Annotated in this window: 32 protein-coding genes; 16 read left to right on the top strand and 16 right to left on the bottom strand. The window is 66.3% G+C overall.

The features are described from left to right. Positions 1-126 precede the first annotated feature (126 nt). Positions 127-852, bottom strand: coding sequence for a TVP38/TMEM64 family protein (locus AC1DQJ_RS00160; RefSeq protein WP_477599063.1), 726 nt, complete (start codon positions 850-852; stop codon positions 127-129). Between the two features lie 129 nt (positions 853-981). Between AC1DQJ_RS00160 and AC1DQJ_RS00155 the strand changes: the two genes are divergently transcribed. Continuing rightward, on the top strand, positions 982-1,398 hold the full coding sequence (locus tag AC1DQJ_RS00155; RefSeq protein ID WP_477599061.1) for a GFA family protein: 417 nt from the start codon (positions 982-984) through the stop codon (positions 1,396-1,398). A gap of 79 nt (positions 1,399-1,477) precedes the next feature. Beyond that, positions 1,478-1,912, top strand: coding sequence for a CBS domain-containing protein (locus AC1DQJ_RS00150; protein ID WP_477599059.1), 435 nt, complete (start codon positions 1,478-1,480; stop codon positions 1,910-1,912). 14 nt (positions 1,913-1,926) lie between these two features. On the opposite strand, the gene AC1DQJ_RS00145 is transcribed toward AC1DQJ_RS00150, so the two are convergent. The 3 genes from AC1DQJ_RS00145 to AC1DQJ_RS00135 form a co-directional block, all read right to left on the bottom strand. Beyond that, positions 1,927-2,751 carry a class I SAM-dependent methyltransferase gene (locus AC1DQJ_RS00145; RefSeq protein ID WP_477599057.1) on the bottom strand — a complete coding sequence of 275 codons (825 nt, stop codon included), beginning with the start codon at positions 2,749-2,751 and terminating at the stop codon, positions 1,927-1,929. A gap of 227 nt (positions 2,752-2,978) precedes the next feature. Next, positions 2,979-3,356, bottom strand: a complete 378-nt coding sequence (locus AC1DQJ_RS00140) for a DUF3088 domain-containing protein (RefSeq protein ID WP_477599055.1) — start codon at positions 3,354-3,356, stop codon at positions 2,979-2,981. A 4-nt stretch (positions 3,357-3,360) separates the two neighbouring features. After that, a complete protein-coding gene (locus AC1DQJ_RS00135) occupies positions 3,361-3,987 on the bottom strand; it encodes a nuclear transport factor 2 family protein (RefSeq protein ID WP_477599053.1) in 627 nt (208 codons plus the stop codon). A gap of 154 nt (positions 3,988-4,141) precedes the next feature. On the opposite strand from AC1DQJ_RS00135, the gene AC1DQJ_RS00130 reads away from it, so the two are divergent. Both AC1DQJ_RS00130 and AC1DQJ_RS00125 read left to right on the top strand, forming a co-directional pair. Further along, positions 4,142-5,038 carry a LysR substrate-binding domain-containing protein gene (locus tag AC1DQJ_RS00130; RefSeq protein ID WP_477599051.1) on the top strand — a complete coding sequence of 299 codons (897 nt, stop codon included), beginning with the start codon at positions 4,142-4,144 and terminating at the stop codon, positions 5,036-5,038. A 91-nt stretch (positions 5,039-5,129) separates the two neighbouring features. Further along, positions 5,130-5,594 carry an HtaA domain-containing protein gene (locus tag AC1DQJ_RS00125; protein ID WP_477599049.1) on the top strand — a complete coding sequence of 155 codons (465 nt, stop codon included), beginning with the start codon at positions 5,130-5,132 and terminating at the stop codon, positions 5,592-5,594. Here the strand turns inward: AC1DQJ_RS00125 and AC1DQJ_RS00120 are convergent. Next, on the bottom strand, positions 5,591-6,244 hold the full coding sequence (locus AC1DQJ_RS00120; protein ID WP_477599047.1) for a TetR/AcrR family transcriptional regulator: 654 nt from the start codon (positions 6,242-6,244) through the stop codon (positions 5,591-5,593). The genes AC1DQJ_RS00125 and AC1DQJ_RS00120 overlap by 4 nt on opposite strands. A gap of 100 nt (positions 6,245-6,344) precedes the next feature. Here AC1DQJ_RS00120 and AC1DQJ_RS00115 point away from each other — a divergent pair, with 100 nt between their 5' ends. Next, positions 6,345-7,940, top strand: coding sequence for a carboxylesterase/lipase family protein (locus AC1DQJ_RS00115; protein ID WP_477599046.1), 1,596 nt, complete (start codon positions 6,345-6,347; stop codon positions 7,938-7,940). Between the two features lie 196 nt (positions 7,941-8,136). Further along, positions 8,137-9,288, top strand: coding sequence for a calcium-binding protein (locus AC1DQJ_RS00110; RefSeq protein WP_477599044.1), 1,152 nt, complete (start codon positions 8,137-8,139; stop codon positions 9,286-9,288). A 54-nt stretch (positions 9,289-9,342) separates the two neighbouring features. On the opposite strand, the gene AC1DQJ_RS00105 is transcribed toward AC1DQJ_RS00110, so the two are convergent. The 3 genes from AC1DQJ_RS00105 to AC1DQJ_RS00095 form a co-directional block, all read right to left on the bottom strand. After that, complete coding sequence (locus tag AC1DQJ_RS00105) at positions 9,343-9,543, bottom strand: hypothetical protein (protein WP_477599042.1); 201 nt, start codon at positions 9,541-9,543, stop codon at positions 9,343-9,345. 32 nt (positions 9,544-9,575) lie between these two features. Beyond that, entirely contained in the window at positions 9,576-9,800 is a 225-nt protein-coding gene (locus AC1DQJ_RS00100) for a hypothetical protein (RefSeq protein WP_477599040.1), read from the bottom strand. A gap of 466 nt (positions 9,801-10,266) precedes the next feature. Next, complete coding sequence (locus AC1DQJ_RS00095) at positions 10,267-10,641, bottom strand: hypothetical protein (protein WP_477599038.1); 375 nt, start codon at positions 10,639-10,641, stop codon at positions 10,267-10,269. Positions 10,642-10,872: 231 nt separating this feature from the next. On the opposite strand from AC1DQJ_RS00095, the gene AC1DQJ_RS00090 reads away from it, so the two are divergent. Both AC1DQJ_RS00090 and AC1DQJ_RS00085 read left to right on the top strand, forming a co-directional pair. Next, positions 10,873-11,394, top strand: a complete 522-nt coding sequence (locus AC1DQJ_RS00090; protein ID WP_477599036.1) for a hypothetical protein — start codon at positions 10,873-10,875, stop codon at positions 11,392-11,394. A gap of 18 nt (positions 11,395-11,412) precedes the next feature. Further along, entirely contained in the window at positions 11,413-12,615 is a 1,203-nt protein-coding gene (locus AC1DQJ_RS00085) for a pyridoxal phosphate-dependent aminotransferase (protein WP_477599035.1), read from the top strand. A 61-nt stretch (positions 12,616-12,676) separates the two neighbouring features. Here the strand turns inward: AC1DQJ_RS00085 and AC1DQJ_RS00080 are convergent, their stop codons facing one another. Continuing rightward, entirely contained in the window at positions 12,677-13,417 is a 741-nt protein-coding gene (locus AC1DQJ_RS00080; RefSeq protein ID WP_477599033.1) for an NYN domain-containing protein, read from the bottom strand. A 142-nt stretch (positions 13,418-13,559) separates the two neighbouring features. After that, positions 13,560-13,769, bottom strand: coding sequence for a cold-shock protein (locus AC1DQJ_RS00075; RefSeq protein ID WP_477599031.1), 210 nt, complete (start codon positions 13,767-13,769; stop codon positions 13,560-13,562). Between the two features lie 227 nt (positions 13,770-13,996). Here AC1DQJ_RS00075 and AC1DQJ_RS00070 point away from each other — a divergent pair, with 227 nt between their 5' ends. Then, positions 13,997-14,203 (top strand): hypothetical protein, encoded by a 207-nt coding sequence (locus AC1DQJ_RS00070; protein ID WP_477599029.1) that lies wholly within the window; start codon positions 13,997-13,999, stop codon positions 14,201-14,203. A 36-nt stretch (positions 14,204-14,239) separates the two neighbouring features. Here the strand turns inward: AC1DQJ_RS00070 and AC1DQJ_RS00065 are convergent, their stop codons facing one another. Then, on the bottom strand, positions 14,240-14,470 hold the full coding sequence (locus AC1DQJ_RS00065) for a DUF2171 domain-containing protein (protein WP_477599027.1): 231 nt from the start codon (positions 14,468-14,470) through the stop codon (positions 14,240-14,242). A 77-nt stretch (positions 14,471-14,547) separates the two neighbouring features. Then, positions 14,548-16,212, bottom strand: a complete 1,665-nt coding sequence (locus AC1DQJ_RS00060) for a CHASE domain-containing protein (RefSeq protein WP_477599025.1) — start codon at positions 16,210-16,212, stop codon at positions 14,548-14,550. A gap of 147 nt (positions 16,213-16,359) precedes the next feature. Between AC1DQJ_RS00060 and AC1DQJ_RS00055 the strand changes: the two genes are divergently transcribed. Next, complete coding sequence (locus AC1DQJ_RS00055; RefSeq protein ID WP_477599023.1) at positions 16,360-16,536, top strand: DUF4169 family protein; 177 nt, start codon at positions 16,360-16,362, stop codon at positions 16,534-16,536. A 101-nt stretch (positions 16,537-16,637) separates the two neighbouring features. Here the strand turns inward: AC1DQJ_RS00055 and AC1DQJ_RS00050 are convergent, their stop codons facing one another. Beyond that, positions 16,638-17,420, bottom strand: a complete 783-nt coding sequence (locus tag AC1DQJ_RS00050; protein ID WP_477599021.1) for a Coq4 family protein — start codon at positions 17,418-17,420, stop codon at positions 16,638-16,640. Positions 17,421-17,536: 116 nt separating this feature from the next. Here AC1DQJ_RS00050 and AC1DQJ_RS00045 point away from each other — a divergent pair, with 116 nt between their 5' ends. After that, a complete protein-coding gene (locus tag AC1DQJ_RS00045) occupies positions 17,537-17,749 on the top strand; it encodes a ribbon-helix-helix domain-containing protein (protein WP_477599019.1) in 213 nt (70 codons plus the stop codon). On the opposite strand, the gene AC1DQJ_RS00040 is transcribed toward AC1DQJ_RS00045, so the two are convergent. Both AC1DQJ_RS00040 and AC1DQJ_RS00035 read right to left on the bottom strand, forming a co-directional pair. Further along, positions 17,746-17,907 carry a hypothetical protein gene (locus AC1DQJ_RS00040; protein WP_477599017.1) on the bottom strand — a complete coding sequence of 54 codons (162 nt, stop codon included), beginning with the start codon at positions 17,905-17,907 and terminating at the stop codon, positions 17,746-17,748. The genes AC1DQJ_RS00045 and AC1DQJ_RS00040 overlap by 4 nt on opposite strands. Before the next feature lie 3 nt (positions 17,908-17,910). After that, a complete protein-coding gene (locus AC1DQJ_RS00035) occupies positions 17,911-18,135 on the bottom strand; it encodes a hypothetical protein (RefSeq protein ID WP_477599015.1) in 225 nt (74 codons plus the stop codon). Positions 18,136-18,233: 98 nt separating this feature from the next. On the opposite strand from AC1DQJ_RS00035, the gene AC1DQJ_RS00030 reads away from it, so the two are divergent. The 3 genes from AC1DQJ_RS00030 to AC1DQJ_RS00020 all read left to right on the top strand — a co-directional run bounded on the left by AC1DQJ_RS00030 (position 18,234) and on the right by AC1DQJ_RS00020 (position 22,256). Further along, on the top strand, positions 18,234-20,588 hold the full coding sequence (locus AC1DQJ_RS00030; RefSeq protein WP_477599013.1) for an ATP-dependent helicase: 2,355 nt from the start codon (positions 18,234-18,236) through the stop codon (positions 20,586-20,588). An 82-nt stretch (positions 20,589-20,670) separates the two neighbouring features. Beyond that, positions 20,671-21,573, top strand: a complete 903-nt coding sequence (locus AC1DQJ_RS00025) for an alpha/beta fold hydrolase (protein WP_477599011.1) — start codon at positions 20,671-20,673, stop codon at positions 21,571-21,573. 86 nt (positions 21,574-21,659) lie between these two features. Continuing rightward, positions 21,660-22,256, top strand: a complete 597-nt coding sequence (locus tag AC1DQJ_RS00020) for a PEPxxWA-CTERM sorting domain-containing protein (protein WP_477599009.1) — start codon at positions 21,660-21,662, stop codon at positions 22,254-22,256. Here AC1DQJ_RS00020 and AC1DQJ_RS00015 read toward each other — a convergent pair. Next, positions 22,253-22,648, bottom strand: a complete 396-nt coding sequence (locus tag AC1DQJ_RS00015; protein ID WP_477599007.1) for a DUF7662 domain-containing protein — start codon at positions 22,646-22,648, stop codon at positions 22,253-22,255. The two genes, AC1DQJ_RS00020 and AC1DQJ_RS00015, sit on opposite strands and share 4 nt — an antisense overlap. A gap of 134 nt (positions 22,649-22,782) precedes the next feature. On the opposite strand from AC1DQJ_RS00015, the gene AC1DQJ_RS00010 reads away from it, so the two are divergent. Both AC1DQJ_RS00010 and AC1DQJ_RS00005 read left to right on the top strand, forming a co-directional pair. Beyond that, the gene (locus tag AC1DQJ_RS00010; protein ID WP_477599006.1) at positions 22,783-23,649 is read left to right on the top strand and encodes a 50S ribosomal protein L11 methyltransferase; all 867 of its coding nucleotides are present in this window, start codon (positions 22,783-22,785) and stop codon (positions 23,647-23,649) included. A gap of 147 nt (positions 23,650-23,796) precedes the next feature. After that, a partial coding sequence (locus AC1DQJ_RS00005; RefSeq protein ID WP_477599004.1) for a hypothetical protein occupies positions 23,797-24,146 on the top strand: 350 nt, incomplete at its 3' end.

Raw genomic sequence — 24,146 nt, 5'->3', positions numbered from 1 at the left:
TCGAGCGCGGGTTTTTGAGCGCCGAACGCAAGAACCTGCCCCAACCTATCGGCAGGCTGGCGCCTATCTATCGGAATCGGCAGGTTTTCCGGGGTCGATTTCCAGCAATCTGCCGGTAGCCGGCGGTCAGTCCTTGCGCGGCCCGCTGATCGCGTCCTCGCGGGTCTTCAGCCAATTGCGGGCGAACCAACCGATGGCGATCCACACCAGGACGATCACCCCCAGCCAGATCAGGTGGGCTCCGCCCTGCCCCTTCAGCACCTGCACGATCGAGTTGCCGGCAAAGGCGGTCAGCACGATCTTCGGGACGATGCCGATGGCGGTGCCGAAGAAGAAATCGCGCATCCGCATCGGGGTGACCCCAGCCGCCATGTTGACGACGATGAACGGCGCCGAGGGCACCAGCCGCACGATCAGGCTGGCCAGGAAGCCGTTGCGGCCGACGAGGTCCATGAACCGCTGCACGCTCTGGCTCGACAGCACCTGCAAGGTCCGCGCGCCGGCGAAACGGCCGAGATAGAAGCCGACCAGGGCCGAGACCATGGTGCCGATCCAGGAATAGGCGAAGCCGGTCCAGGCGCCGAACGCCACCACCGCAGCGGCGATCAGCACGAACTGCGGCACGCCTAGGAAGGCCAGGATGGCGAAAGCGGCCACCGCCGATGGCAGCGCCCAAGGGCCGTCGGAGGCCATGCCCAGCCAGCGCTCGACCGTCGCCTCGCCATCGAAGCCCAGCACCTGCGCGCCGAACAGGAAGACGACGCCGACGCCGCCGAACAGCACGAAGGACACGGCCAGCGTCCGCCAGGCCTTGGCGTCCATTTCGGTGAGGAAGCGGAGGATGCGGCGCATCGCCTTCCCGTCGCCTTTTCAGCGGCCAGGGTCAAGGCGGGGCGGCGAGATGGCGGCGTTGCCGCTAAGGCCGCACCGGGCGATAGTTCAAGCCTAGGCGCGGCCATCGGAAACAGGGCGGACGCAAACATGAAGATCGAAGGCGCGTGCCATTGCGGCGCGATCAGCTACGAGGCGCAGGTCGATCCCGCGAACAGCATCATCTGCCACTGCACCGACTGCCAGACCATTTCGGGCGCGCCCTATCGGGTGAACGTGCCGGTGGCGGCGGCGAAGCTGGACCTGCGGGGAACACCGACCCGCTACGTCAAGATCGGCGGCAGCGGTGAGGAGGTGATCACCGCCTTCTGTGGGACCTGCGGAGCAGGGCTCTACTCCCACAAGGGAGAGACTCCGAAGTTCCTGTTCCTGCGCGTCGGCGCGATGAAGCAACGCGCCGACCTGCCGCCCAGGTTCCAGGGGTTCTGCAGTTCGGCCGTGCCGTGGTCGAGCGACATCAGCCAGGTGCCGGTGGCCCCCTCCCAGCGGCCGGGCGCGGGCCGTTAATGGTTTGACCCGATAGACGAGGCCCTGCCCGCTCCTATCATTCCCAAGCTTCCCTAGCCGCCCGAAGTGGAGCCTGGACGTGATCGCCACGACAATCGCCGCGCTGCTGAGGGAAAAGGGCTCCAAAATCTACTCGGTCGGGCCGGAGGCGAGCGCCTATGAGGCGATCGCTGAGATGGCGACCCACAACATCGCTTCGGTCCTGGTGATGGTGGACGGAAAGCTGGAAGGCATCTTCTCGGCCAAGGACTACGGCACGCGGGTCGTGCTGGCCGGAAAGAACGGCAAGGATGTCGCCGTGGGGGACATCATGACCCATCCGGTGCTGACCACCACGCCCGAGGTCAAGTTGATGGACGCCATGCAGATCATGACCGAGAAGGGCATCCGGCACCTGCCGATCGCCGAGGACGGCAAGCTGTTGGGCGTGGTGACGCTGGGCGACATCGCCCGCCAGCTGATGGCCGACAAGGCGTTCAAGATCGACCAGCTGATGAAGTACATCGGCAGCTGAGGCCGGCTGCGGGCTCACACCAGAAGGCCGACCATCAGCATCAAGCGAATTTGCGCCGCGTGAGTCTCCCTTTCGAACACGACGTCAAAGCCGGCGTGGGTCAGGCGACGCCGGTGGTTGTGGGAAAACGAGTACTCGCGACCAAAGGGGAAAGACTTCGGTTGCCTCTGCAGATCGTGTTCCGGAGCGACCGGCTCGATCAGCACGACGCCCGCGGGCGGCGCCGCAGCGATTGCGTGAAGCAATTCGTCGACATGGTCCTGCGAGAGATACTCGAGGACCCCGTTGTTGGAGAGCACCACCGTGCCAGGCCGCGGGTTCCTCTTCAGCCAGGTTCTGGCCTCGGCATTAACGAATGCGAGCCGGCCATCGGTCAGCCGACTGGACGAGGCGTGCGCAATCGCCGCCGCATTGATGTCGAGGCCGATGACCTCGGGGATCCTGGGCAGCCGTCGGGCGCACTCCGCAAGGACCCGCCCATCGCCACAGCCAATCTCGACGAGCCGGCGAAACTTGACGCTGGAGCCATCGATAAGACGGGCGAACGTGTCGATAGCGACGGCGTGCTGTTCGCGAAACAGGCGGACGCGCGCCTCGACTAGGCTGTTGTAGAACCAGTCGCCCGGTCCAGCCTTCCAGTACGCCGCAAGAGCGCGATCAATCCCCGCGTCGTCCCCGCGTTCGTGGGCGCGCCTCACACGAGCGTAGACGATGGCGCGTTTCAACTGAACGGCGTGCGCGGTGTTGCGGACCTCGTCGATCTCTTGGCCAAGCCCGGCAAAGGCGAACTCCGCGAAGCGACCGACCACTAGCTTGAGCGCGTCCCTCGCCTTGCCCATGCGCCTATTCCCGCAATGGGCCGAAGTATCTGCGGCGGTGAACCTGAGGCAGACCGGGGCGATGGGTCATCCTGAATATCCAGGCGGATCCGCCACCTAAACGTATCGCAGGTGATTGAGGTGCATCACGCTTTGGGCGTCGGCCTGTAGCCCGAGGCGAAACTCGGAGCCGAACTGTACTACCTATGGACGACGGGCTTGGTAGTCATTCGCGGGTTCGGCCCAGATCAGAAGTGCGGATAGGCAATGCCGTGCCGTGCGGCCAGCACGCGCAGGATGGCCTCGTGGCCGGACACAAAGGATACGCCCCCGTGCTGACCGGTTGCGACGCCTTCGGCAACGTCCCCCGCCAGAACGAGTTTAGGCAAGGTTTGATTGTCCTCGCCGATCAAGTCGATGACTGCCGTGCGCGGCCGGGCGAACGGCGCGCGGATGACGTCGATCCGCTTGCCAAGCTCCGGATATATCGCCAGCACGCCCTCGATCGCGGCGCAGTAAGGGCAATAGTAGGCCTGCTCCGCCCCCAATCCCTGGGGGCCGCCATAAGCCGCATCAGCAAATCCAGGCTCGATAAGGATTAGGACGTCGCGTTCCAGCTTCGCCATCGCCTCAATGTTCCTCCAAAACAATTGCAGATCTGACTCTGGTGAAAGTCTTGGCGATGATGCTCCAGCCCGCCTCGGTGCGGATCATGTTCAGGTGGTCCTCCATGATGTTGTCGAAGAGTCTTAGGCGCACCTTCGCAAGGGCCATGCAGTCCGACAACATGTCGACCATCAGAACCGTCTCGTCTCTGGGCTGATGAACTGAGGCGGGCGAGGCTCGCCCGGCCACCACGCTCCGGTATTCGGGCAGGGGGCGGATCACTGTGACTCCGTCCTGCTGGGAGTAGAGCGTCGCGCCGGGGTGGAACACGCGATCAAACGCCGCGAGATCCTGCGTGTGCAAGGCGTCGAAATAGTCGGCCAGGAAGGACTGGATTTCAGGCAGACGTGCGGGGGCCCACTCCGGCACGATGCGATTGATGAGCGCCTGGCCCGCAACCACGCGTTTTCCGTCGAAGGTCAGGCATGGCGACCCATGGAGATCGTAGCCCATGCAAAGGGCTTCACTCACCCGGCGGCAAAACTCGGCGTCATCCGCGCCCGTCAGCAGACGATAGGCCAGCGGACTCTCTCCGGCCGAGGAACCGTGTGAATGCGCCGAAGACGGCGCTGGCGATAGATTATCGGACACTATTCCTCCTGCTCAGCCGTGGCTCGCCGGGATCGGCGGCCGCCGATCCCGGATATGGCCGAGCTTCATTGGCGAGGAAAACGGATAGCTTTTCTCAATTACACGAGAATAATTCACCATTAATCGGGTAGCATCCAGCACTTGAGCAGCCGCCATGACGTTTCGCCCACCCTCACTGCGAGCCATTTCAGCCTTCGAGGCGGCGGCGCGCACGGGCAGCTTCGCAAAGGCGGCGGTGGAACTCTCCCTCACGCCCAGCGCGGTGAGCCACGCCATCCGCGGGCTTGAGCAGCGCCTGAACCAGACACTGTTTGAGCGCCAAGGCAGGAATGTCGCGCTAACCGTCGCCGGTCAGACCTTCGCGGGGCGGGTGCGTTTGGGGATGGCGCTGCTGTCCGACGCGTTCGACCTGGGGCATGAGCAGGCGACTGACAGACTAGTCGTTTCGGCGCTTCCATCGATGGCGGCCAAGATACTCCTGCCAAGGCTAGGATCCCTGAAGGCTGCCTTTCCTGGACTGCGCCTGCAGTTGAGGGTCACCGAAACCCTGGAGGACTTCTCCGACGGCCAGGTGGATGTCGCCTTGAGGTTCGGACCGGGAAAGTGGTCGGGGCTCAGAAGCCTGGTCCTGGCCGAGGAAGCGCTTACTCCGATGTGCAGCCCAACCTACCGGGACGGCGACATCCCCCAAACGGTGGAGGCGCTACGCGAGTGCGACCTGATTCGGCAGATGGAGAGCTCTTGGCGCAAGTGGCTAGATCCCCTGGGGCTCGACGAGGCCAGTTTCCCTTCGTGGCTGCAAGTCAGCGACACCGCCATGGGTCTGGACGTCGCCGCGCGGGGCCACGGCGTCGTACTTGGGCGCGTGCGTATGGCCCAGGAGGACCTCAGGCAGCGCAGGCTGGTGCGCTTGTTCGACAACGAGGTACGCGCCCAGTACGTCTATGCCTGCGTCTGGGGCGAACGAAACGTCAGGGAAGGCCTTATCGAGCGTTTTGGCGCATGGTTGGCCGACGAACTGAGGTCGGACGACGACGCCGGGGGAGCCTAGGTCGCGCGCTCTGGCGCAGCGCTTTCGGCGCTAGAACTGCGCTAGACATGAGCGTGGCGTCGAAGCCGAGCCGAGTTGGGGATAGAACCAGATGAACGCGACGCTGAGCTGGGGCGTGAAGCAGAGCTTCCGGAACTATGTCGAGGCGACGGGCGGGGTGATCGAGGCCGGCGGCGGCGCCGAACGGATGGCGGACGGGGCTTTCAGCTTTTCGCCGACGCCGGGCGGCGACTTGAAGCTGGGCTCGGACGGCAAGCCCACTGGACATGGGGCGTTCCAGGGCCAACTGCGGTTCGAAGCGCACGGCGGCATGCTCAAGGTGCAGCTGGCCGATCCGGCCGTTGAGATCGGCGAGGCCGGCGCGGTGCTGACGATCGCAGACGGCGGCGCGGGCGGCCGGCGGCTGGCGATCGCCAAGCTCGATTTGAATGCGATGACGACCGACGACGGTGAGCTCGTACTCCCCACCGCCCTGTCGATGGACGGCAGCCAGGTGCTCGGCGACCACTATCCGCCGGGGACGGCGCTCGACCCGGTGCGCTTGAAGCTCGGCTAGGCGCTCGGGCGCGCGACCTGCGCGGAGATCACGTGGACCAGCATCTGCTTCAGAAGTTCGACGGCGGCGCTGACGTGCTCGCGGGACTCAGGGAAAAGGGCGTCGACCGAGAGGCCGCGCAGAGAGGCGGCGTAGAGCTGGACCATGGCGTCGATGGGCTTGCGGTCGGTGGCGCCCAGGGCCTTGGCCAGCGCCCAGACCGCGTCGCGGTGGCGCTCGTCGAGCCGCGCGTGCAGCGGGGCCAGCTTGGCGGCCAGATCGGGGTCGCTGCGCGAGCCCAGCATGATCTCCAGGCGGGCGATGCCCGAAGGCGAAGACATCTGGCCCCAAAGGATATCGACCAAGCGGGTCAGGCGCTCGGGGCCTAGGGGCACGCCCTCCAGACCCGCGGCGTGCGCCCGGCCGCGCAGTTCGGCGATGTGGCTGGCCGCCCCGACCATCAGGTCGGCCTTCGAGGGGAACTGATGCAGCAGCGAGCCGCGGCTGACCCCTGCCCGCTCGGTCACCAGCACGGTGCTGGTGCGGTGGTAGCCCAGCTCGGCGAGGCAGCCGATGGTCGCCTCCAGCAGCTTGACGCGCGTGGCGTTGCGCCGCTGGGCGTTGGGGCCGCGCGCGGCCTTGGCCGGCGCAAGGGTGGAGACCGCGCTCATGTCCACTTGATAGCGCGCTTCGCCCCCATCGTCTGTAGTCAGCATTGACCACCGATTGCAGCGCGGCTCATAGTGGCGACAAGCAAGAAGGGGAAACGCCATGGCGCAAAGCCGCAGGACGATCATCAAGGGGGCCGCCGCAGCGGCCGCGATCAGCAGCGCGGCGGGAACCGCCCAGGCGCAGGCAGCCGGGCCGGTCGCCGCCACCAAGGCCGGCAAGGTCCGCGGGACGGTCGAGGACGGAATCAAGGTCTTCAAGGGCGTTCGCTACGGCGCCGACACCGCCGCCACGCGTTTCCAGGCGCCCAAGCCGCCGGAGCCCTGGAGCGACGTCCGCGACGCCCTCGACTTCGGCGCCCAGGCGCCGCAGCCGGCCGGCGGCGAGGCCGGCGGCCTCTTCCGCTCGTGGGCCAATCGCAAGCCCGACAGTGAGGACTGCCTGTTCCTCAATGTCTGGACGCCAGGGGTGGCCGACAAGAAGAAGCGCCCGGTCATGGTCTGGCTGCATGGCGGCGGCTTCACAACCGGCTCGGGCGCCAGCAACGGCTATGACGGCGTGCGCCTGGCCAAGCGTGGCGACGTGGTGGTGATCACCATCAATCACCGGCTGAACCTGTTCGGGCACCTGTACCTGGCCGACTTCGGGCCGGAGTTCGCCGATTCCGGCAACGCCGGAATGCTCGACATCGTGCTGGCCCTGAAGTGGGTCCGCGACAACGCCGCAGCGTTCGGCGGCGACCCCGGCAATGTGATGATCTTCGGCGAGAGCGGCGGCGGGGCCAAGGTCACGACGCTGATGGCGATGGACGCCGCCAAGGGGTTGTTCCACCGGGCCGCTGTCCAGAGCGGCGCCTGGCTGACGATCAACAAGCCCGAGAGCCAGGCCAAGGCCACGGCCGGCGTGGTCGAGGCGCTGGGCCTGACCAAGGAGACCATCGGCGAGATCCGCACCCTGCCGGTCGAGAAGATCCAGGCGGCCGCGCGCAGCGGCGGCTTCAGCGTCGCCTCGGGGCCGGTGCTCGACGGCAAGACCCTGAAGCGCCATCCGTTCACGCCCGACGGCCCGGCGCAGTCGAAGGACGTGCCGCTGCTGATCGGCCTGAACCGCACCGAGAGCACCCTGCTGATCGGCGGCCGCGACCCGACCTTGTTCGACCTGTCCTGGGAGGCCCTGCCGGGCAAACTGGCGCCGCTGCTGCCCGGGATAGACGTGAGCGGCGTGGTTGCCGAGTACCGCAAGTTGCGCCCTGCCTACAGCGCCAGCGACGTGTTCTTCGCCGCCACGACCGACAGCCGCTTCCTGCGGGGCCACGTGGTCGAGGCCGAGCGCAAGGCGGCCCAGGGCGGAGCGCCGGTCTATTTCTACATGCTGAACTGGAACACGCCGGTGGATGGCGGCAAGTGGCGCGCGCCGCACGCCCTGGAGATCGGCTTCGTGTTCGACAATGTCGCCAAGTCGGAATCGATGTCCGGGGTCGGGGCCGACCAGCAGCGCATCGCCGACCTGATGAGCGAAAGCTGGCTGGCCTTCGCGCGGAGCGGCAACCCGAACAACGCCTTGGTCCCGATCTGGCCGGCCTATGACACGGAAAAGCGGACGGCCATGGTCTTCGACCTTGAGCCGAAGGTGGTGGAGGATCCCCATGGGGCCGAACGCCAGCTGTTCGCCGCCCTGCCGCTGAGCCAGATCGGGTAAGGCTTTCCGCGCTGACGGCGCCAAGGCCCGTCAGCGCGGTAGTCTCGCAGTACCGGGCGTCCACGATTGGCGAGAGATCGCGCCGGGCGCAGTTCAATGCCGCCAAGCAATCACCGACTATAGATTTAGCAGTAATAATTCGTTGCGTTATTACGCAACATGACATAGCGAGGTTCTTCGACGAGGAGACGCCGCCGTGACCACCTACGCCTTCGAGACCATCACCGCCGAGCAGGCCCTGGCGATCGGGGCGCTGGACGTGGTGACATTCGCCGGACGTCCGGCGCACGGGGTGTCGGTCGCCTACAACATCCCCGCCGTCGGTCCGGCGACCGTGACCATCACATTCGAGGGTCGGCAGGTCGAGTTCGGGCTCAACGTCCTGTCGCTAAGCGAGCGCGGCACCCTGGATTTCGAAGGGGATTCCCGGCTGCAGATCGGCGGCGCGGACAATGACGGCCTGGTGGGCATGGCCGAGGACGACGCCCTCTATGGCGGCCAGGGCGACGACACCATCATCGGCCAGGGCGGCAACGACCTGATGCAGGGCAATTCGGGGAACGACCGCCTGACTGGCGAGCGGGGCTGCGACCTGATCTATGGCGGCCAGGGCAACGACGTCATCCGCACCGGGCCGGGCATCGCCGGCGAGGCGGGCGACTTCGCTCACGGCAACATGGGCGCCGACACGATCTATGGCGGCTCCGGCGGCGACACCTTGCTGGGCGGACAGGGCAACGACGACATCCAGGGCGGCGACGGCGCCGACTATGTCAGCGGCGACCTCGGATCCGACATCATCCGGGGCGGGACCGGCGGCGACACCCTGCTGGGCGGGGCCGGAAACGACACCGTGTTCTCGGGCGGCGGCGGCGATCTGCTGGACGGCGGCGCGGGCGATGACTTCCTGGTGGTGTCCACCGGGAAGGCGGATGGGAATGACGGCGCCGACACCATCATGTCGTCGGGTCCCGGCAAGGCCATCATCGAAGGCGGCGCCGATGTCGACCGCTTCGAGTTCATGAACCAGGGCTCGGCCCGGCTCGAGGACGCCGACGAGATCCGCGACTGGAGCCGCCGCGAGACGCTGCATTTCGACCGCGCGATCGTGCGCCCCGCCGCCGTGGACACCTACCAAGAGATCGTCGCGACCGACTACGAGGCGGCCCTGGCGCGCGCCAACGCGATCATGGCCGAGGGCAAGGTGGCTTATGTCGCCGCGCAGGTCGGGCTTGGCGACGTGGTGGTTTTCGCCGAGACCGACGGAAATCTGTTCAACGGCGCCGACACGGCTGTAGTCCTGGCCGGGCGCACCCTCGCCGACATCGACTGGGGCAATATCGGCTAGGCCGAGAGGCAACCTGCGCCATGGCAAGAGGCGGAAGCGGCGCGCGATGCCAGTCTAGCTGTGGGCTCGATGGTGTCCGGAAGAACGGGCGCTGTCCCACCGGTGTTCGGGCTTGGCGCCAGGCGCGCCGGCGCCTTCGCCCGGACCACCGCGATAGAGCGAGCCGACGAGCGAGGCGGGCGCAGCTTCGGGCTTGGCCTTCACCTGCTTGGGTTTTCGGATTTCCCGATTGGATCTCTGGTGACTCTTGGACATGAGCATCTCCTCAAAATGATCAAAGCACGAGATCAGGCGGTGACTGCTAGCTCCTCGGCGGCCCCGACCCGCGACAGGCGCGCGAGCGCACTGGCGGCGATGCGGCGTTCGAATTCGGCCAGCCTAGCCCAGGTGTCCGCGGCCAATTCGTGCTTCTCGCGCACCTGCGTCAGCGGGCTGGCCTTGGCGAGGTCGGCGGCCTCAAGCGCCCTGGCCTCATAGTGCTCGGCGCGTATCTGATTGGCTTCGACGCTCATGAGCGCGGCCGCCGGATCAGCGGAGCGATGAGCTTGGGAAGTACGACGGCGCTCGCTGCACAAAGCGCGGACGCTACGAAAAGCGTGAACATCACAATCCCGGATCGGCGTCGCGCCGGGAAGGATCGACCGCTTCGGTGGCGGCACACGCCCGACGGCGCTTCAAATAGATAGGCCTGTTACGGCAAAGTATCAAGCGACACCCATAAAGGATCGCAATGGCAAAACTGCTGCCTTGAGCCTATTATCCGGCAATGGAAACGCCGGCTGAAATCAGACATCGATGGTCGTATTTGAGGGATCTCCTGATCCAGCAGTTGAATCGTCTTGAGGACGGGACCTTCAAAATCTTGTCGGATAGCGTGGACGTCAGCCCAGACGCGATCTTGCGACTGAGGAAGGAGATCCTGGACTTCGACACGCTGATCGCCCGCAGCGAGACCCGCGATCCAAACCACCCGCGGACCTAGGCCCGCGCCTCGAAGACCACCTCGACCCGATCACCCCGGGTGGCGATCTGGTCGGCGGCATGACTGAGCGCGCTGTGGGCGGCCTCCTCGGTCAGGTAGTCGCCGACAAACGCGTCGTTCCGAGTGACGTGCCAGACCCCATGCAGTCGCCTCGCGCGCACGACGACGGGGGCGCCCGCGGCGCGCGGGCGAGCCGGCGTGTAACTTTCCGGGGCGATGGCAAGCGCGGCCGCGGCCCGGCCGCCGGCGAACCGCTCGCGCATTCGACCAAACAGGCTAGGGCGACCTTCAACCAGTTGCGCCGTCAGCGCCTGCAGGATCTGCTCGTGCGCCAGGATGCGGCGCTTCAAATCGGTTTTCTCCACGGCCATGACGGCCTCCTGGATGCTTCCCATCCGGCTAGAGGGAAATAGCGCCGGAGATAGACTCTAGAGGTGGTGATCACGCCGCCGGTTTGCCAGGGACGGCCTCATTTCAATATTCGTCGCGCCGGATACCAGACAAGGTGGTACAATGAGCATGGTCAAAAGCGGCCCTGCCGCCGCTCCAATCGGATAGATACGCGCAGCGTAGCTCCGACAACGATCATGAAAGCTCGCGTGATGAGCACTATAACCGATCGAAATCTTATTTCTGAGACCCCCGGATACTGGGCGGTGCAAATTCGCCTCCGCGACGGGGCCGGACAGGGGCAGCGCTACCTGTGCCATGCCGACAACGATCCGGCCGCGGCGGACATGGCCGCGCGCCTGATGGGCTCGACCATGGATGTGCGCGGGTTCGACACCTTCTGGATCGACGAGGCGCTTCTCGAACGGGACCGCCAGTCCCTGCCCGCCTCCGGCCGCCACCAGAGCGTCGCCGGCGCCAAGGAATGGCAGCAACTGCTCGCCGCTCACGCCGCGTCCGAAGCTGCGACGCCGAGCAGCGCCGGATGTAGCAGTGGCGGTTGCTGCGGTCAGGATCTAGCGGCGCCAGGACGGCCGCGTAGAGCTACCGGCATTTCCGACCCCGATTGGCGGATCCCACGCAAACGGGCGCAGAGAAACCGCGCTCAGCAACCGGATCGCGGGTTTGCCTTTGCGCCCCCTTCAGCTAAACCGCGCGCGTTCCTTTCAACCTGACCCGGGAGTCTGCCCGCCATGTCGCTCGAATCCACCGCGCTCGCCCGCGTTAAGCCGTCCGCCACCCTGGCGGCCGACGCGAAAGCCCGGGAACTGAAAGCGCAGGGCCGCGACGTGATTTCGCTGGCCGCCGGCGAGCCCGATTTCGACACCCCCGACAACGTCAAGGAAGCGGCCATCAAGGCGATCCGCGACGGCAAGACCAAGTACACCAACGTCGACGGCATTCCGGAGCTGAAGGAAGCCATCGTCGCCAAGTTCCAGCGTGAGAACGGCCTGACCTACAAGACCAGCCAGGTGAACGTCTCGCCCGGCGGCAAGCCGGTGATCTGGAACGCCATGCTCTCGACCCTAAACCCGGGCGACGAGGTGATTATCCCGACGCCGTACTGGGTCAGCTATTGGGACATCGTGCTGCTGGCCGGCGGCGCGCCCAAGGCCGTGCCGACAAGCGCCGAGACCGGCTTCAAGCTGCAGCCCGCGGATCTGGAAGCGGCGATCACGCCGAAGACCAAGTGGGTGTTCCTGAACTCGCCATCGAACCCTTCAGGCGCGGCCTACACCAAGGAAGAGCTGCGTGGCATCGCCGACGTGCTGCTGCGCCACCCGCACGTCTGGATCCTGACCGACGACATGTACGAGCACCTGGTGTTCGGGGACTTCCAGTTCTGGACCATCGCCCAGGTTGAGCCGGCGCTCTATGATCGCACCATGACCATGAACGGGGTCAGCAAGGCCTATGCGATGACCGGCTGGCGGATCGGCTATGCGGCCGGCCCGGAGGCGCTGATCAAGTCGATGGCCAAGGTGATGAGCCAGACGACCTCGAACCCCTCCTCCATCTCGCAATGGGCGGCGGTTGAGGCGCTGAACGGCACCCAGGAGTTCATCAAGCCGAACGCCAAGCTGTTCGAAAGCCGCCGCGACCTGGTGGTGTCGATGCTGAACCAGGCGAGCGGCATCCTCTGCCCGACCCCGGAAGGCGCATTCTATGTCTATCCGTCGGTCGAGAAGCTGATCGGCAAGACCTCGCCCAGCGGCAAGGTGATCGCCAACGACCAGGACTTCGCGGTCGAACTGCTGGAGCAAGAGGGCGTCTCGGTGGTGTTCGGCGCGGCCTTCGGCCTCTCGCCGTTCTTCCGCATCAGCTACGCCACCTCGAACGCAGTGCTGGAAGACGCCTGCACCCGCATCCAGCGCTTCTGTGCGAACGTGAAATAGTCACCGGCCACAGGCCGAAAACGGAAAAGGCCCGGAGCGATCCGGGCCTTTTTTCATGTGATCAGCGCGCCGCGCCTCGCGATGGCTTCGTCCTGACAACGACCGGGCCGCCCTCGTCGCGGCGGACCTCGAAGCCCCCGGCCTTCTCGACGAGATCGCTGAGCTTGCCGCAGCCATAGGAGCGCGGATCGAAGTCGGAGGCGAGGATGGCCAGCTGCTGGCCGACGCGCCCCAGAGACACCCAGCCCTCGGCTTCGTCGAGTTGAGCGATGGCCTTACGGATCAGGGGCCGGGCGGCGCTCGGTGAGGGGCCGGAGGGGCTCGCCACGGTCGGCTCGGGGCGATCGGGCGCCGGGGCCTCCGGCAACAGGTTCTCAGTGTAAACGAACCGGCGGCACGCCTGACGGAAACTCTCAGGCGTCTTCTGCTCGCCGAAGCCATAGACATCGACGCCCTGCTCACGGATGCGCGCCGCCAACCGCGTAAAGTCGCTGTCGGACGATACCAGGCAGAAGCCATCGAACCGGCCGCTGTGCAACAGGTCCATGGCGTCGATGACGAGGGCGATGTCCGAGGCGTTCTTGCCAACCGTATAGGCAAAGTTCTGGTGGGGCATGATCGCGTGGGTCGAGAGGATGTCGGCCCAGCCCTTTAGCCGTGTCCCCGAGAAGTCGCCGTATATACGCCGGACGCTGGCCTCACCGATCTTGGCGATCTCTTCGAACAGCCCCGTGGCGATGCGCGGCGACGCGTTGTCGGCGTCGATGAGGACCGCAAGTTTGGGCGCGCGCTGTTCAGCCATGCTTCATGTTCCCGCCGACCTGGATGGCCAGGATAGTCGACGGGATGCACGGCCCGATAGTCAAACGGAAAAGGCCCGGATTGCTCCGGGCCTTTTCTTAGTCTCGTAGGCGTAGGCCGCCCGCCGCAGCGGGCCGCGCCGATCAGGCCGACTGCAGTTGGCCGGCCGACATCTTGCCGCTGCGCTGGTCGCGCTCCAGCTCGAAGCTCAGCTTCTGGCCTTCATGCAGGGTGCCCATGCCGGCGCGCTCGACGGCCGAAATGTGCACGAACACGTCCTGGCCGCCGTCATCCGGTTGAATGAAGCCGAAGCCTTTTTGGCCGTTGAACCACTTCACAACACCAGTAGTCATATTAAGTCCCTTCCGGACATGAGTTCTCTCGCCCAGAATTAGGCGGTCGATCAAATTTTCGGAGAGGGTCGGAGGCTTTTTCTGAAGCGTCAGTATTGCGCATCAGCAGTTCGGCAGCGAGCCAAAACGAATTTTGATATTTGGTTTTATGCACCCTCCAGGCGAGCATTTGCAACAAATATTTTGATTTTTCTGAAAACCAGCATGTCGTGTGCTAGAAGCAACTCATGCAAAGAACTGTTGCGCGATCCGTGCTCAGCGTCGTCCGTCAGGACGGTGGTTGGGCTGTGGAGTTGGACGGCGGCTATTTTGGCCACTCCCCCGACAAAGAGGTCGCCAAGGCCGCGGCCAACAAGCATGCCCGCCAAATGCAGGACCAAGGTCATGCGTGCCAGGTGCGGGTCTATGGCGAGCACGGCTTCTTCGCCGCCTAGGCGGTCGGCCCGGATCGCTCCGGGCCACGCCCGAGGCTAGTGCTTCTCGCGCCAAGCAGCCTTGGCGGCGTCCTTCGTGAGGCTCAGGCAGACCTTTTCGTCCCGAACGTCGTCGACCCAGGAAAGCGGGATCAGGTGGTGCTTGAGGCCCGAGCCGAGGTCGAGCTTGGCCAGCTCGATGTCGTTGCCGACCACGTGGTCGACCCGGCCGATATGGCCGCCGTCCGAGCCCACAACTTCCATATGTTCGCGAATGCCAGGATGCATGGCAGGTCTCCTTCCGAGCAATTTGGGGTCGGGGGAGAACGGCCTTTCGGCCGATGGGTTTCAGCTTGGCCGCAGCTTCAGGCGGCGGAACCGAGGTCCATGATCTCTTCCTCCACCCCGACCGGCGGCAGCATGAAGACGATGGTGCAGACCACGCCGGTGGAGGCGAAATCCAGGTCGACCACCCCGTCGAGCTGGTGCGCCAGCCCGCCGACGATCACCCGCGAGCCGAACCCGCGGCGTTCCGGCGGCATCACGCTCGGCCCGCCCTGCTCGCGCCAGACGATACGCAGCTGACGCGGCCCGCTGCCGCGCGCCAGGGCCCAGGTGACCAGCACGTGGCCTTCCTCGTTGGACAGCGAGCCGTACTTGACCGCGTTGGTGGCCAACTCGTGGAACGCCATGCCGAGCGCGACGGCGGTGTTCGGCGGCAGCCAGACGCGTTCCCCGGTGATGGTGATACGTTCGCCGTGGTCGCCGCCGTAGGGCGCCAGTTCAGCGCTCAGCAGCTCCGACAGGCTGGCGCCGCGCCAGTTGTCCCGGGTCAGCAGGTTGTGCGCCTGTGACAGCGCAATCAGTCGCGCCTCGAAGCTCTGGCGCACGCTGCTGACGTCTGCGCCGTGGCGCAGGCTCTGGGCGGCGATCGACTGGACAGTGGCCAGGGTGTTCTTCACCCGATGGTTCAGTTCGTCCAGGAGCAGCCGCTGATGCGCCTCGGCGGCGATGCGGGCGACGACCTCACGTTCGGCCGACTGGCGGGCCCGCATCTGTCGCCAGGTGGCGAAGCTGATCAGTATCGTCGACAGCAGGCCGCCGACGATGAAGGACAAAGTCAGCCAGCGCTCAGAAGCGATCACGTAGCTCTCGCGCGCCCGGTAGATGATGGTCCAGCTGCGCCCGGCTACCTCCAGCCGGCGGGTCGCCCGCGGCCCACCCCTCTGCGCCGCGGGCTGCGGCGATTGATGCAACAGGGTGTCCGCCCGTGGGTCGCCGTCATAGACCGCGTAGTCGAGGCCGGCTGGCTTGGCCGACGGCAAGACCCTGCCGAGCAGGTCGGCGGCGCTGAACGGTGCAAATACGAAGCCCTTGAGGCGAGCGCGGCGCTCATAGATGGTGCTAGGCACCGTGCCGCCGCGATAGACCGGCTCGAAGATCAGGAAGCCGGGCACCCCCGGATCAACCTCGCGGATCTGTTCGACCTTTCCCGAGAGGGCCGGCATGCCGGTGTCACGGGCTCGATCCATCGCCTCACGCCGCATGGGGAAGGCGTGCATGTTGAGCCCCAGGGCCGCGCGGTTGACGCTGTCCAACGGCTCCAAATACACCACCGCGTGAACCTCGTCCTCGACCGTCGGATGCAGGTGCGGCGGCGGGTATCCTGGCTCCGTCCGCATCCGTGCCAGCAACTCGGCCCCCTGCCCCGCGGGCACGCGGGCCGAGTAGCCGAGGCCTTGAATCCCCGGATAGCGCAAAGTCAGTTCGACCCGATCGGCGAAGCGGCGGAATTCCTGAGGGCCGACATCGTCGCTGGCGGCGAATAGGCCCGCGCCAGCCCGCAGCACGGCCACATAGGTGTCGAGCCGGCGGCCGACCGCGTCGTTGGCCTGGTCGACGACGGCGTCGAAACGCAGACGTTCGCGCGCCTCGCGCCCCTGTTCCAACAGGAAGGCGCCGCTGAAAGTCGCGAGCAATCCGGCGGCGGCCACGATGGCGGGCAAGGCCGAGGCAGGCCACGTCCGCACGCGCTCCATCGCCCTCTGAAGAAAGCTGGTAGCCAAGGCGCTTACCATTCCAAGCCGACCCCCAACGCCTTAGCTCCGAATAGGCGCCCTGGGAAGGAGAACGCTGTTCGGTTGACGCGTTATGAAAGGACGGCGATAGGAGCGCACATGGGCGAAGTGGTGAATTTGAACAAAGCGCGGAAGGCCCGCGACAAGGTCAAGGCCGGCGAGCAGGCCCGTGAAAACCGCGCCAAGTTCGGACGCGACAAGACCGAGAAGTCGAAGACGAAGCTGGAGGCCGAGCGGGCCGACCGCACGCTGGACGGCGCCAAACGCGATGACTGACGTTAAGGGCGTGGGTGGGGAAGGCTCGACTCTCCCCCACCCGCCCGGCGCTGTCAGCGCCGTCCGCAGGCCCGTCCCCCCGGTCGGGCCTGCGAATGTCGTTACATGCGCGCCGGAACGGCGTTGTCGCGCGCCTCGGCCGGGATCTCGTCGTAGATGGTCGCCGGCGTGATGTTCAACCGCTTGCGGGCCGACTCCAGCGGCTCGGCCAGCAGGCGCTCATAGTCCTCGCCCAACAGCCAGGCCGCGGTCTTGCCACGCTTGTATCCCTGCCAGATCGCCTTTGTGTAAGGGTAGTCGCCGCCGCGCGAGCGAGTGACCGCGCCCAGTGCGATCAGCGCCCAGCCCAGGCCCTTGGTCTGGGCATAGGAGAAGGCCACGAGGCAGGCCTCGCCCAGGCCGTCGCGGTGATAGCCAGACAGGATGTGCCAGATGTCGTGCACGTCGCGGGTCCGGCGCCCCATCCAGGCGTAGGGATGCTGGACGTCAATGTCATTGCCGTCGATGCGGCTGACTTCGGCCAGCCCCTCGGCGGAAAGCTGCTCGGTTCGGATGAACTCGCGGTAGGCGGCGCCGACGCTGCCGGCCGGCAGCGAGTCCAGCCAGGCGTCGTCCATAAGCTTGGCGGCCAGTTCCTGGCGCTCATAGGCGATGCGGCCGCCCTGCGTGGTGGTCAGCAGGCGCTGGAAGGCGTCGGCGGTGGCGGTGCCGTTCAAGGCCCGCATGATCTCGAACACCTGGCCGGTGTCTTCCTTGTCGTTCAGGAGCCGGCGGAGCGCCTTCAGCGCTGTGCCCCACTGCAGGCGCGGCTTCGGCAGCCGTGTGTTGGCAGGCGCAGGCTTGCGCATCAACGGGGCGTCAAAAGCGTCAGCAGTCATGGCCATGGGAGGCAGCCTTCGAAACTAACAGTGTTAGGATTGAAAATGACGCGGGCGTCATACTCTGGCAAGCCTCAATTGAGCACTTGGCCAGGACGTGGCCGGTAAGCCACAACTGAGCCATGCCGACATTGAAGAAGCGTTCCATCCTGCTCAGCGGCCACGCCACTTCCATGGCGCTGGAACCGGAGTTCTGGGCGGTGCTGGACGACATGGCCCTGGCTCGCGGCGTCAGCCTGGCCGGCTTGATTGCGCAGATCGACGAACAGCGGGGGGAACGGGCCCTGGCCTCGGCCTGCCGGGTGGCGGCGCTAGGCTTTTCGAAACGCCGCTAGGGTTTGGGAGCCGCAAGGTCCGGAAGCGGGGGCGCGATACCAGCAACCGGTGGATTCGCTGCCCGCAGGATAAACAGGAATCCGAGCACCAGGACGAAGCCGATCAGCGCCCAGAGGATGAGCGGGATCGGCTTTCGCGGACGTTCGTCCTGGCTCATCGGCTATTTCGGCGTGGGGATCGGCGCATCAGGAAGCTTGGGCGCGTCCGGCATGGGCGGCGGCTTGGGCACGTTGATGTCGACATTCACGCTTTCCGGGATGGAGGGCTTGGGCGCTCCGCCGCCTCCGGCGTAGACGAAGTAGGCGATGACGGCCACCGCCACCAGCAATCCGCCAACGAGAAAGGCGAGCCAGGGGGTGGAACTGCTACCTGAGTTCTCGGCCATGTCGGCCTCCGTGCTTAGTCCTCGACGCCGGATGAACGAACCGTCGCGGTCACGGTTCCGGCCTTAAGTCGGGCGCTCCGTGTGCTACATATGTTCCGATGTCTCCGAGTGAATCATTCGAAAACCCGTTCGACGACGCCCTCCCCGCCCCGCGGGTCAGCGATCTCGCGCGCGCACGCGGCCCCGACTACCTAGCGGGCCTGAACCCCGAGCAGCGGGCCGCCGTCGAGGCGACCGAGGGCCCTGTGCTGGTGCTGGCCGGCGCGGGGACCGGCAAGACCCGGGTGCTGACCACGCGCCTAGCGCATATCCTGGCCACCGGCCGGGCCAAGCCGTGGGAACTGCTGGTCGTCACCTTCACCAACAAAGCCGCGCGCGAGATGCGCGAGCGGATCACCCACATCATCGGCCCGTCGGCCGAGGGTCTGCGCTGGCTGGGAACTTTCCACTCGGTCGCCGCGCAGATCCTACGTCGGCACGCCGAGTTGGTCGGGCTGAAGTCGAACTTCACCATCCTCGACACCGACGACCAGGAGCGGCTGATCAAGCAAGTGCTCGAGGCCGAGAACATCGACGCCAAGCGCTGGACGCCGAAGACGCTGGCGGGGCTCATCGACCACTGGAAGAACCGCGGCTGGACGCCCGATCGGCTGCCCGCCTCCGAAGGCGCCGAATTCGCGAACGGCAAAGGTCCAGCGCTCTATCGGATGTACCAGGACCGGATGCGAGTGCTGAACGCCTGCGACTTCGGCGACCTGCTGCTGCACAACCTGACCATCTTTATGTCCAATCCGGACGTGCTGGCCGACTTCCATGAGCGGTTCAAATACGTGCTGGTGGACGAGTACCAGGACACCAACGTCGCCCAGTACCTGTGGCTGCGGTTGCTGGCCCAGAAGCGGCAGAACGTCTGCTGCGTGGGCGACGATGATCAGTCGATCTATGGCTGGCGCGGCGCCGAGGTGGACAACATCCTGCGCTTCGAGCGCGACTTTCCGGGCGCGACGGTGATCCGGCTGGAGCGTAACTACCGCTCGACCAGCCACATCCTGGCCGCCGCCTCTGGCCTGATCGCCGCCAACAAGGGCCGGCTGGGCAAAACCCTCTGGACCGAGAGCAACGACGGCGAAAAGGTCATCGTCCGCGGCGTCTGGGACGGCGAGGCCGAGAGCCGGCTGATCGCCGAGGAGATCGAGCGAGCCAAGAAAGGCGGAACCGAGAAGGAACCGCGGAAGTACCGCGACATCGCCATCCTGGTGCGCGCCTCGTTCCAGATGCGGGCCTTCGAAGAGCGGTTCGTGATGCTGCAGATCCCCTACACGGTGGTCGGCGGCCCGCGGTTCTTCGAACGGGCGGAAGTCCGTGACGCGCACGCCTATCTGCGGCTGATCCAGTCGCCCGACGACGACCTGGCGTTCGAGCGGATCGTCAACGTACCCAAGCGCGGGATCGGCGACACCACCGTGCAGAAGCTGCTGCAGATCGCGCGGATCAACGGCGTGCCGGTGATGCAGGCCGCCCGCGAGGCGATCGCCACCGACGAGCTGGCGGCGCGGACGCGCACGGCGCTGTCGAACTTCATCCGCGACGTCGACCGCTGGCGCGGCCAGGCCCAGGCGATCCACCATTCGCGGCTGACCGAGCAGGTGCTGGAGGAGAGCGGCTATACCGACGCCCTGCGCCTGGACAAGACGCCGACCGCCCAGACCCGGCTGGAGAACCTGAAGGAACTGGTTCAGTCGATGCAGTCCTTCGACACGCTCGAGGCCTATCTGGAGCATGTGTCGCTGGTGATGGACATGGACCGCGGGCCGCAAGCCGACGCGGTGCAGATCATGACCTTGCACTCGGCCAAGGGACTGGAGTTCCCGCTGGTCTTCCTGCCCGGCTGGGAGGAAGGCGTCTTCCCGTCCCAGCGCAGCATGGACGAAAAGGGCGAGAAGGGGCTCGAGGAGGAACGCCGCCTGGCCTATGTGGGCATCACCCGCGCCCGGGAAGAGGCGCGGATCTCCTTCGCCGCCAACCGCCAGGTCTATGGCCGTTGGACCAGCCAGCTGCCGAGCCGGTTCGTCGACGAACTGCCGGTCGCCAATGTCGAGGCCGCGTCCGAGACCGGCTACTACGGCGGTGGCCCCGGCATGCAGCAGCAGCACGGCAGCCGCTGGGATGAGAGCCCGACATTCGGGGCCGGCTATTCCAGCCCCGGCTGGAAACGCGCCCAGGCCCGCAATTTCCATGGCAGCCATCCCGGTCGCGGCCAGGTGATCGAGGGCGAAGGTCGGCTTGTGGTCTCGGAATCCTCGGCGGCCAGCGACTTCAAGCGCGGCCAGCGGGTGTTCCACCAGAAATTCGGCTATGGCGCGGTGAAATCGGTGGACGGCAACAAGCTCACCGTCGCCTTCGACAAGGCCGGCGACAAGAAGGTCATCGACAGCTTCGTCGAGAAGGCGTGACACGGACGTCGGCTGAACGCTCGATCATTGCGCCGCTCTCCGCTCTGGGCCAGGGTTGCTCCCAACGAATGGGAGGGCGCGCATGCCGACGATCACCGCCAATGGGATTGAGCTGTACTACGAGGTTCACGGTCCGGAGGCTGGCGAGCCGCTGCTGCTGATCATGGGGCTGGGCGCGCAGATGACGCGCTGGCCCAAGGGCTTCATCGAGATCCTGACGGGCCGCGGCTATCGCGTTGTGGCTTATGACAACCGCGACTGCGGCCTGTCATACAAGTTCGACGCCGCCGGCCCGGCCAACATGCAGGCGGTCTACGGCGCGCTGATGAAGGGCGAGAAGCCGGACGTGCCGTACCTGGTCGGCGACATGGCGGCCGACGGCGTCGGGCTACTGGACGCGCTGGGGATCGAGCGGGCGCACATCGTCGGCGCCTCGATGGGCGGGATGATCGCCCAGATGATCGCCGCGACCTATCCCGAGCGGGTGCTGTCGCTAAGCTCGATCATGTCGACCACCGGCAACCCCGCCCTGCCCCCGGCCAAGCCCGAGGCGATGGCGCGGCTCTCCACGCCTGCACCAGACCCGAAGGCCGACTTCGAGGCGTTCATCAGCTACGGCGTCGAGAGCGGCAAGATCATCGGCAGTCCCGGCTATCCGCAGGACGAAGCCGAGCAGCGGGCGAACCTCAAGTCCGACTACGAGCGCTCGTTCTATCCAGTCGGCACCGGCCGGCAGATGGCCGCGATCGTCGCCAGCGGCGACCGCCGCAGGGCGCTGGCCGGCATCAAAGCGCCGACCGTGGTGATCCACGGCGCCGACGACCCTTTGGTGCCGCTGACCGGCGGCGAGGACACCGCCGCGACCATTCCCGGGGCGGAGCTGCACGTGGTTCCAGGCATGGGCCACAACCTGCCCAAGGAGCTGTGGGTGCAGATCGCCGATCTGATCGAGCGGGCGACCAAGCGCGCCAGCGTCGGCGCCTAGGGAACCCCCCACCCGCATAACAAGAAGATCCGATTTGACTCTCCCGCAGAGGTGGCGTTGGTTAACGCCACCTTAAGGAGAGAGCCATGCTCAAGCTGCTCGGAACGGCTGTGGCTGCGATGACCCTGGCCCTCGCGGGATCGGCGAGGGCCACGACCTACCTAGACAAGTTCGATGTCGTCGGGGGTTCGGTGACCTTCGTCACGAACACGCCGGCCCATCCAAGGGCCTGCGTAGACGGCCCGTGCATGAACATCTCTGGCGCCCGTCTTGAGAGCAAGGAGAGCTTCACGCTGCTACAGCGTCCATGGGCCGTGCCGTATCCACAAGACGACTGGGCCACGATCATTCTCTACGCAATGAACAGCGGCTCCGGCTTCGATGAGACCTTCTACCTCGGCTTCGTCATCGATGGCGTGGACTACAAGACCTACTTCACCATTCCGGCGGACCAGATCGTCGAGGAAATCATCCGCGTCTCGATCTACGCGCCGGACCCCAACTCGATTGGCCGATGGTTGATCGGGAGCGACGGCCCCTACGGTCCCAACATCGACAGAATCTACCCAAGCGCGCAGGCCATTCCCGAACCCGCCACCTGGGCGCTACTAATAGTGGGCTTCGGACTGGTCGGGACTGGGCTACGGCGCGCCCGGCAGGGCCAAGCGGCGCTCGCCGCCTAGGCCTTACGCCCCTTCAGCGCCTTGACGGCGACGACGCCAAGGCCCGCCACCAGCGCCAGCGCGCCGCCGACCACCGCGGCGACGCCCGCGGTCTGGCGCACGTGGACACGGGTCGAGGCGATCTCGGCTGCGGCCTTCAAGGCCGGAGGCTGCACCTCGTGGGCCACCGTGCGCTTGAACGAAACCATGCCATCCCCCGCCGCCGAAATGCGCCAGTCGTGATCGAGCCAGGCGCGATGATGCGACTTGTCCGCGCCGGTCCACCAGGCGGCCTGTTGCGCCGCCTTGGGCAGCGTGGCGCCGAGCACCGCTTCGATCTCACTGAAACTGGCGCGCCATTCATCGCCGGTCAGGCTTGAGAGGTGGTCCGACAAGGGGCGGTATTTGCTCATCTGACTGGCTTTCCGGCGGTGGGGAGAGCGCCATGATGCCAGGGCGCCGCTGGGTAACGTAGTAAAAAGGGCGAATGGCGGTAGTGGGGCGATCCCCCCTCGCATTTCGGCGCGCCTGGCTCTAAAGGGCGCGGATGAGCCAAGACGCCGTTCAGATCATCTCCCGCGGGCCCCGCGCCGTGGCCGAAGCCGCCGCCGCAGCCATTGACGCCGACCCGATGCTGGAAGGCGCGACCTATTCAATCCTCGAAGAGGACGAAGACCGCGACGTCTGGCGGATCGACGCTTTCCCGACGACCAGCGAAGAAGTCGACGGGATCGTCGCCAAGCTGGGCGAATACGGGGAGATGAAGACGCTCGTCGAGAAGCTGGCCGACGCCGACTGGCTGGCCATGGCGCTCTCTGGGCTGCCGCCGGTTCGCGCGGGCCGCTTTTTCGTGTTCGGCGCCCACGACGGCGGCCGCGCGCCCACCAACACGATCAACCTGCGGATCGAGGCCGGCGCGGCCTTCGGCACCGGCCACCACGGCACCACGGTCGGCTGCCTGACCGCCTATAACGACCTGATCAAGGCCCGCCGCTTTGACAAGGTGCTGGACGTGGGCGCCGGCACCGGGGTGCTGGCCATCGCCGCGGCGCGCACCGGCACCAAGACCGCGGTCGGCACCGACATCGACGGCCCGTCGGTGCGGATCTCCAACGAGAACGCCAAGCTGAACAAGTCGACCGCCCGCTTCGTCCACGCCTCGGGCCTGGGCCATCGGCTGGTGAGCCAGTCGGCGCCCTATGACCTGGTGTTCGCCAACATCCTGGCCCCGCCGCTGGTGGCCTTGTCGCAAGACATCAAGACGGCGCTGAAGCCAGGCGGCTTCGCGATCCTCTCGGGCCTGCTGCGGACCCAGGAGCGGCGGGTGCTGGCCGCCTATCTGTCCAAGGGCTTCCGCCTGCATCGGCGGCTGCACCGCGACGCCTGGGCGACCCTGGTGCTGCGGCGGGCCTGACCCGTCCGGCCTAGGGCGAAGTCGAGTTTCGGAGCCTGTTTCAAGGCTTTAGCGACTTCAGCCCCGTCTTCCCCCTCCGGAACCGCCCCTAGGGGCCTGCGTTTGCTCCCCCGTCGAGGCGGACAATCCAGGAGGAGGACACACCCCATGGCCGACCATAACGAGACAATCGAAGAGCGCACCGTCTATGAGCGGCCCGGCGTGGTGCGCCGCGAGGAAGTGCGGCGGAGCGGCTCGGGCGGCGGATCGAGTGCAGGCTGGTGGGCGGCGGCTCTGATCGCCGTGGTGGCGGTCGCGGGCCTCTATTTCTTCTACGCCCAGAACACGACCGATCAGGTCGATCTGCAGGCCGCCCGCGACACCGGTCGCGCCGAGGCGATGACGGACAACGCCGCCAATCGCGCCCAGTTGGCCGCGTCTGACGCCAGCCGCGCTTCGGCCCAGGCCAGCGCCAGCGTCGCCGAGGCCACCCGCACCGCGGCCCAGAACGCCGGGGC

This window comes from Phenylobacterium sp. P4_E10 (assembly GCF_056401675.1).
The sequence above is the reverse complement of the archived record's forward strand: the minus strand, read 5'-3'. Positions and strand labels throughout refer to the sequence as shown.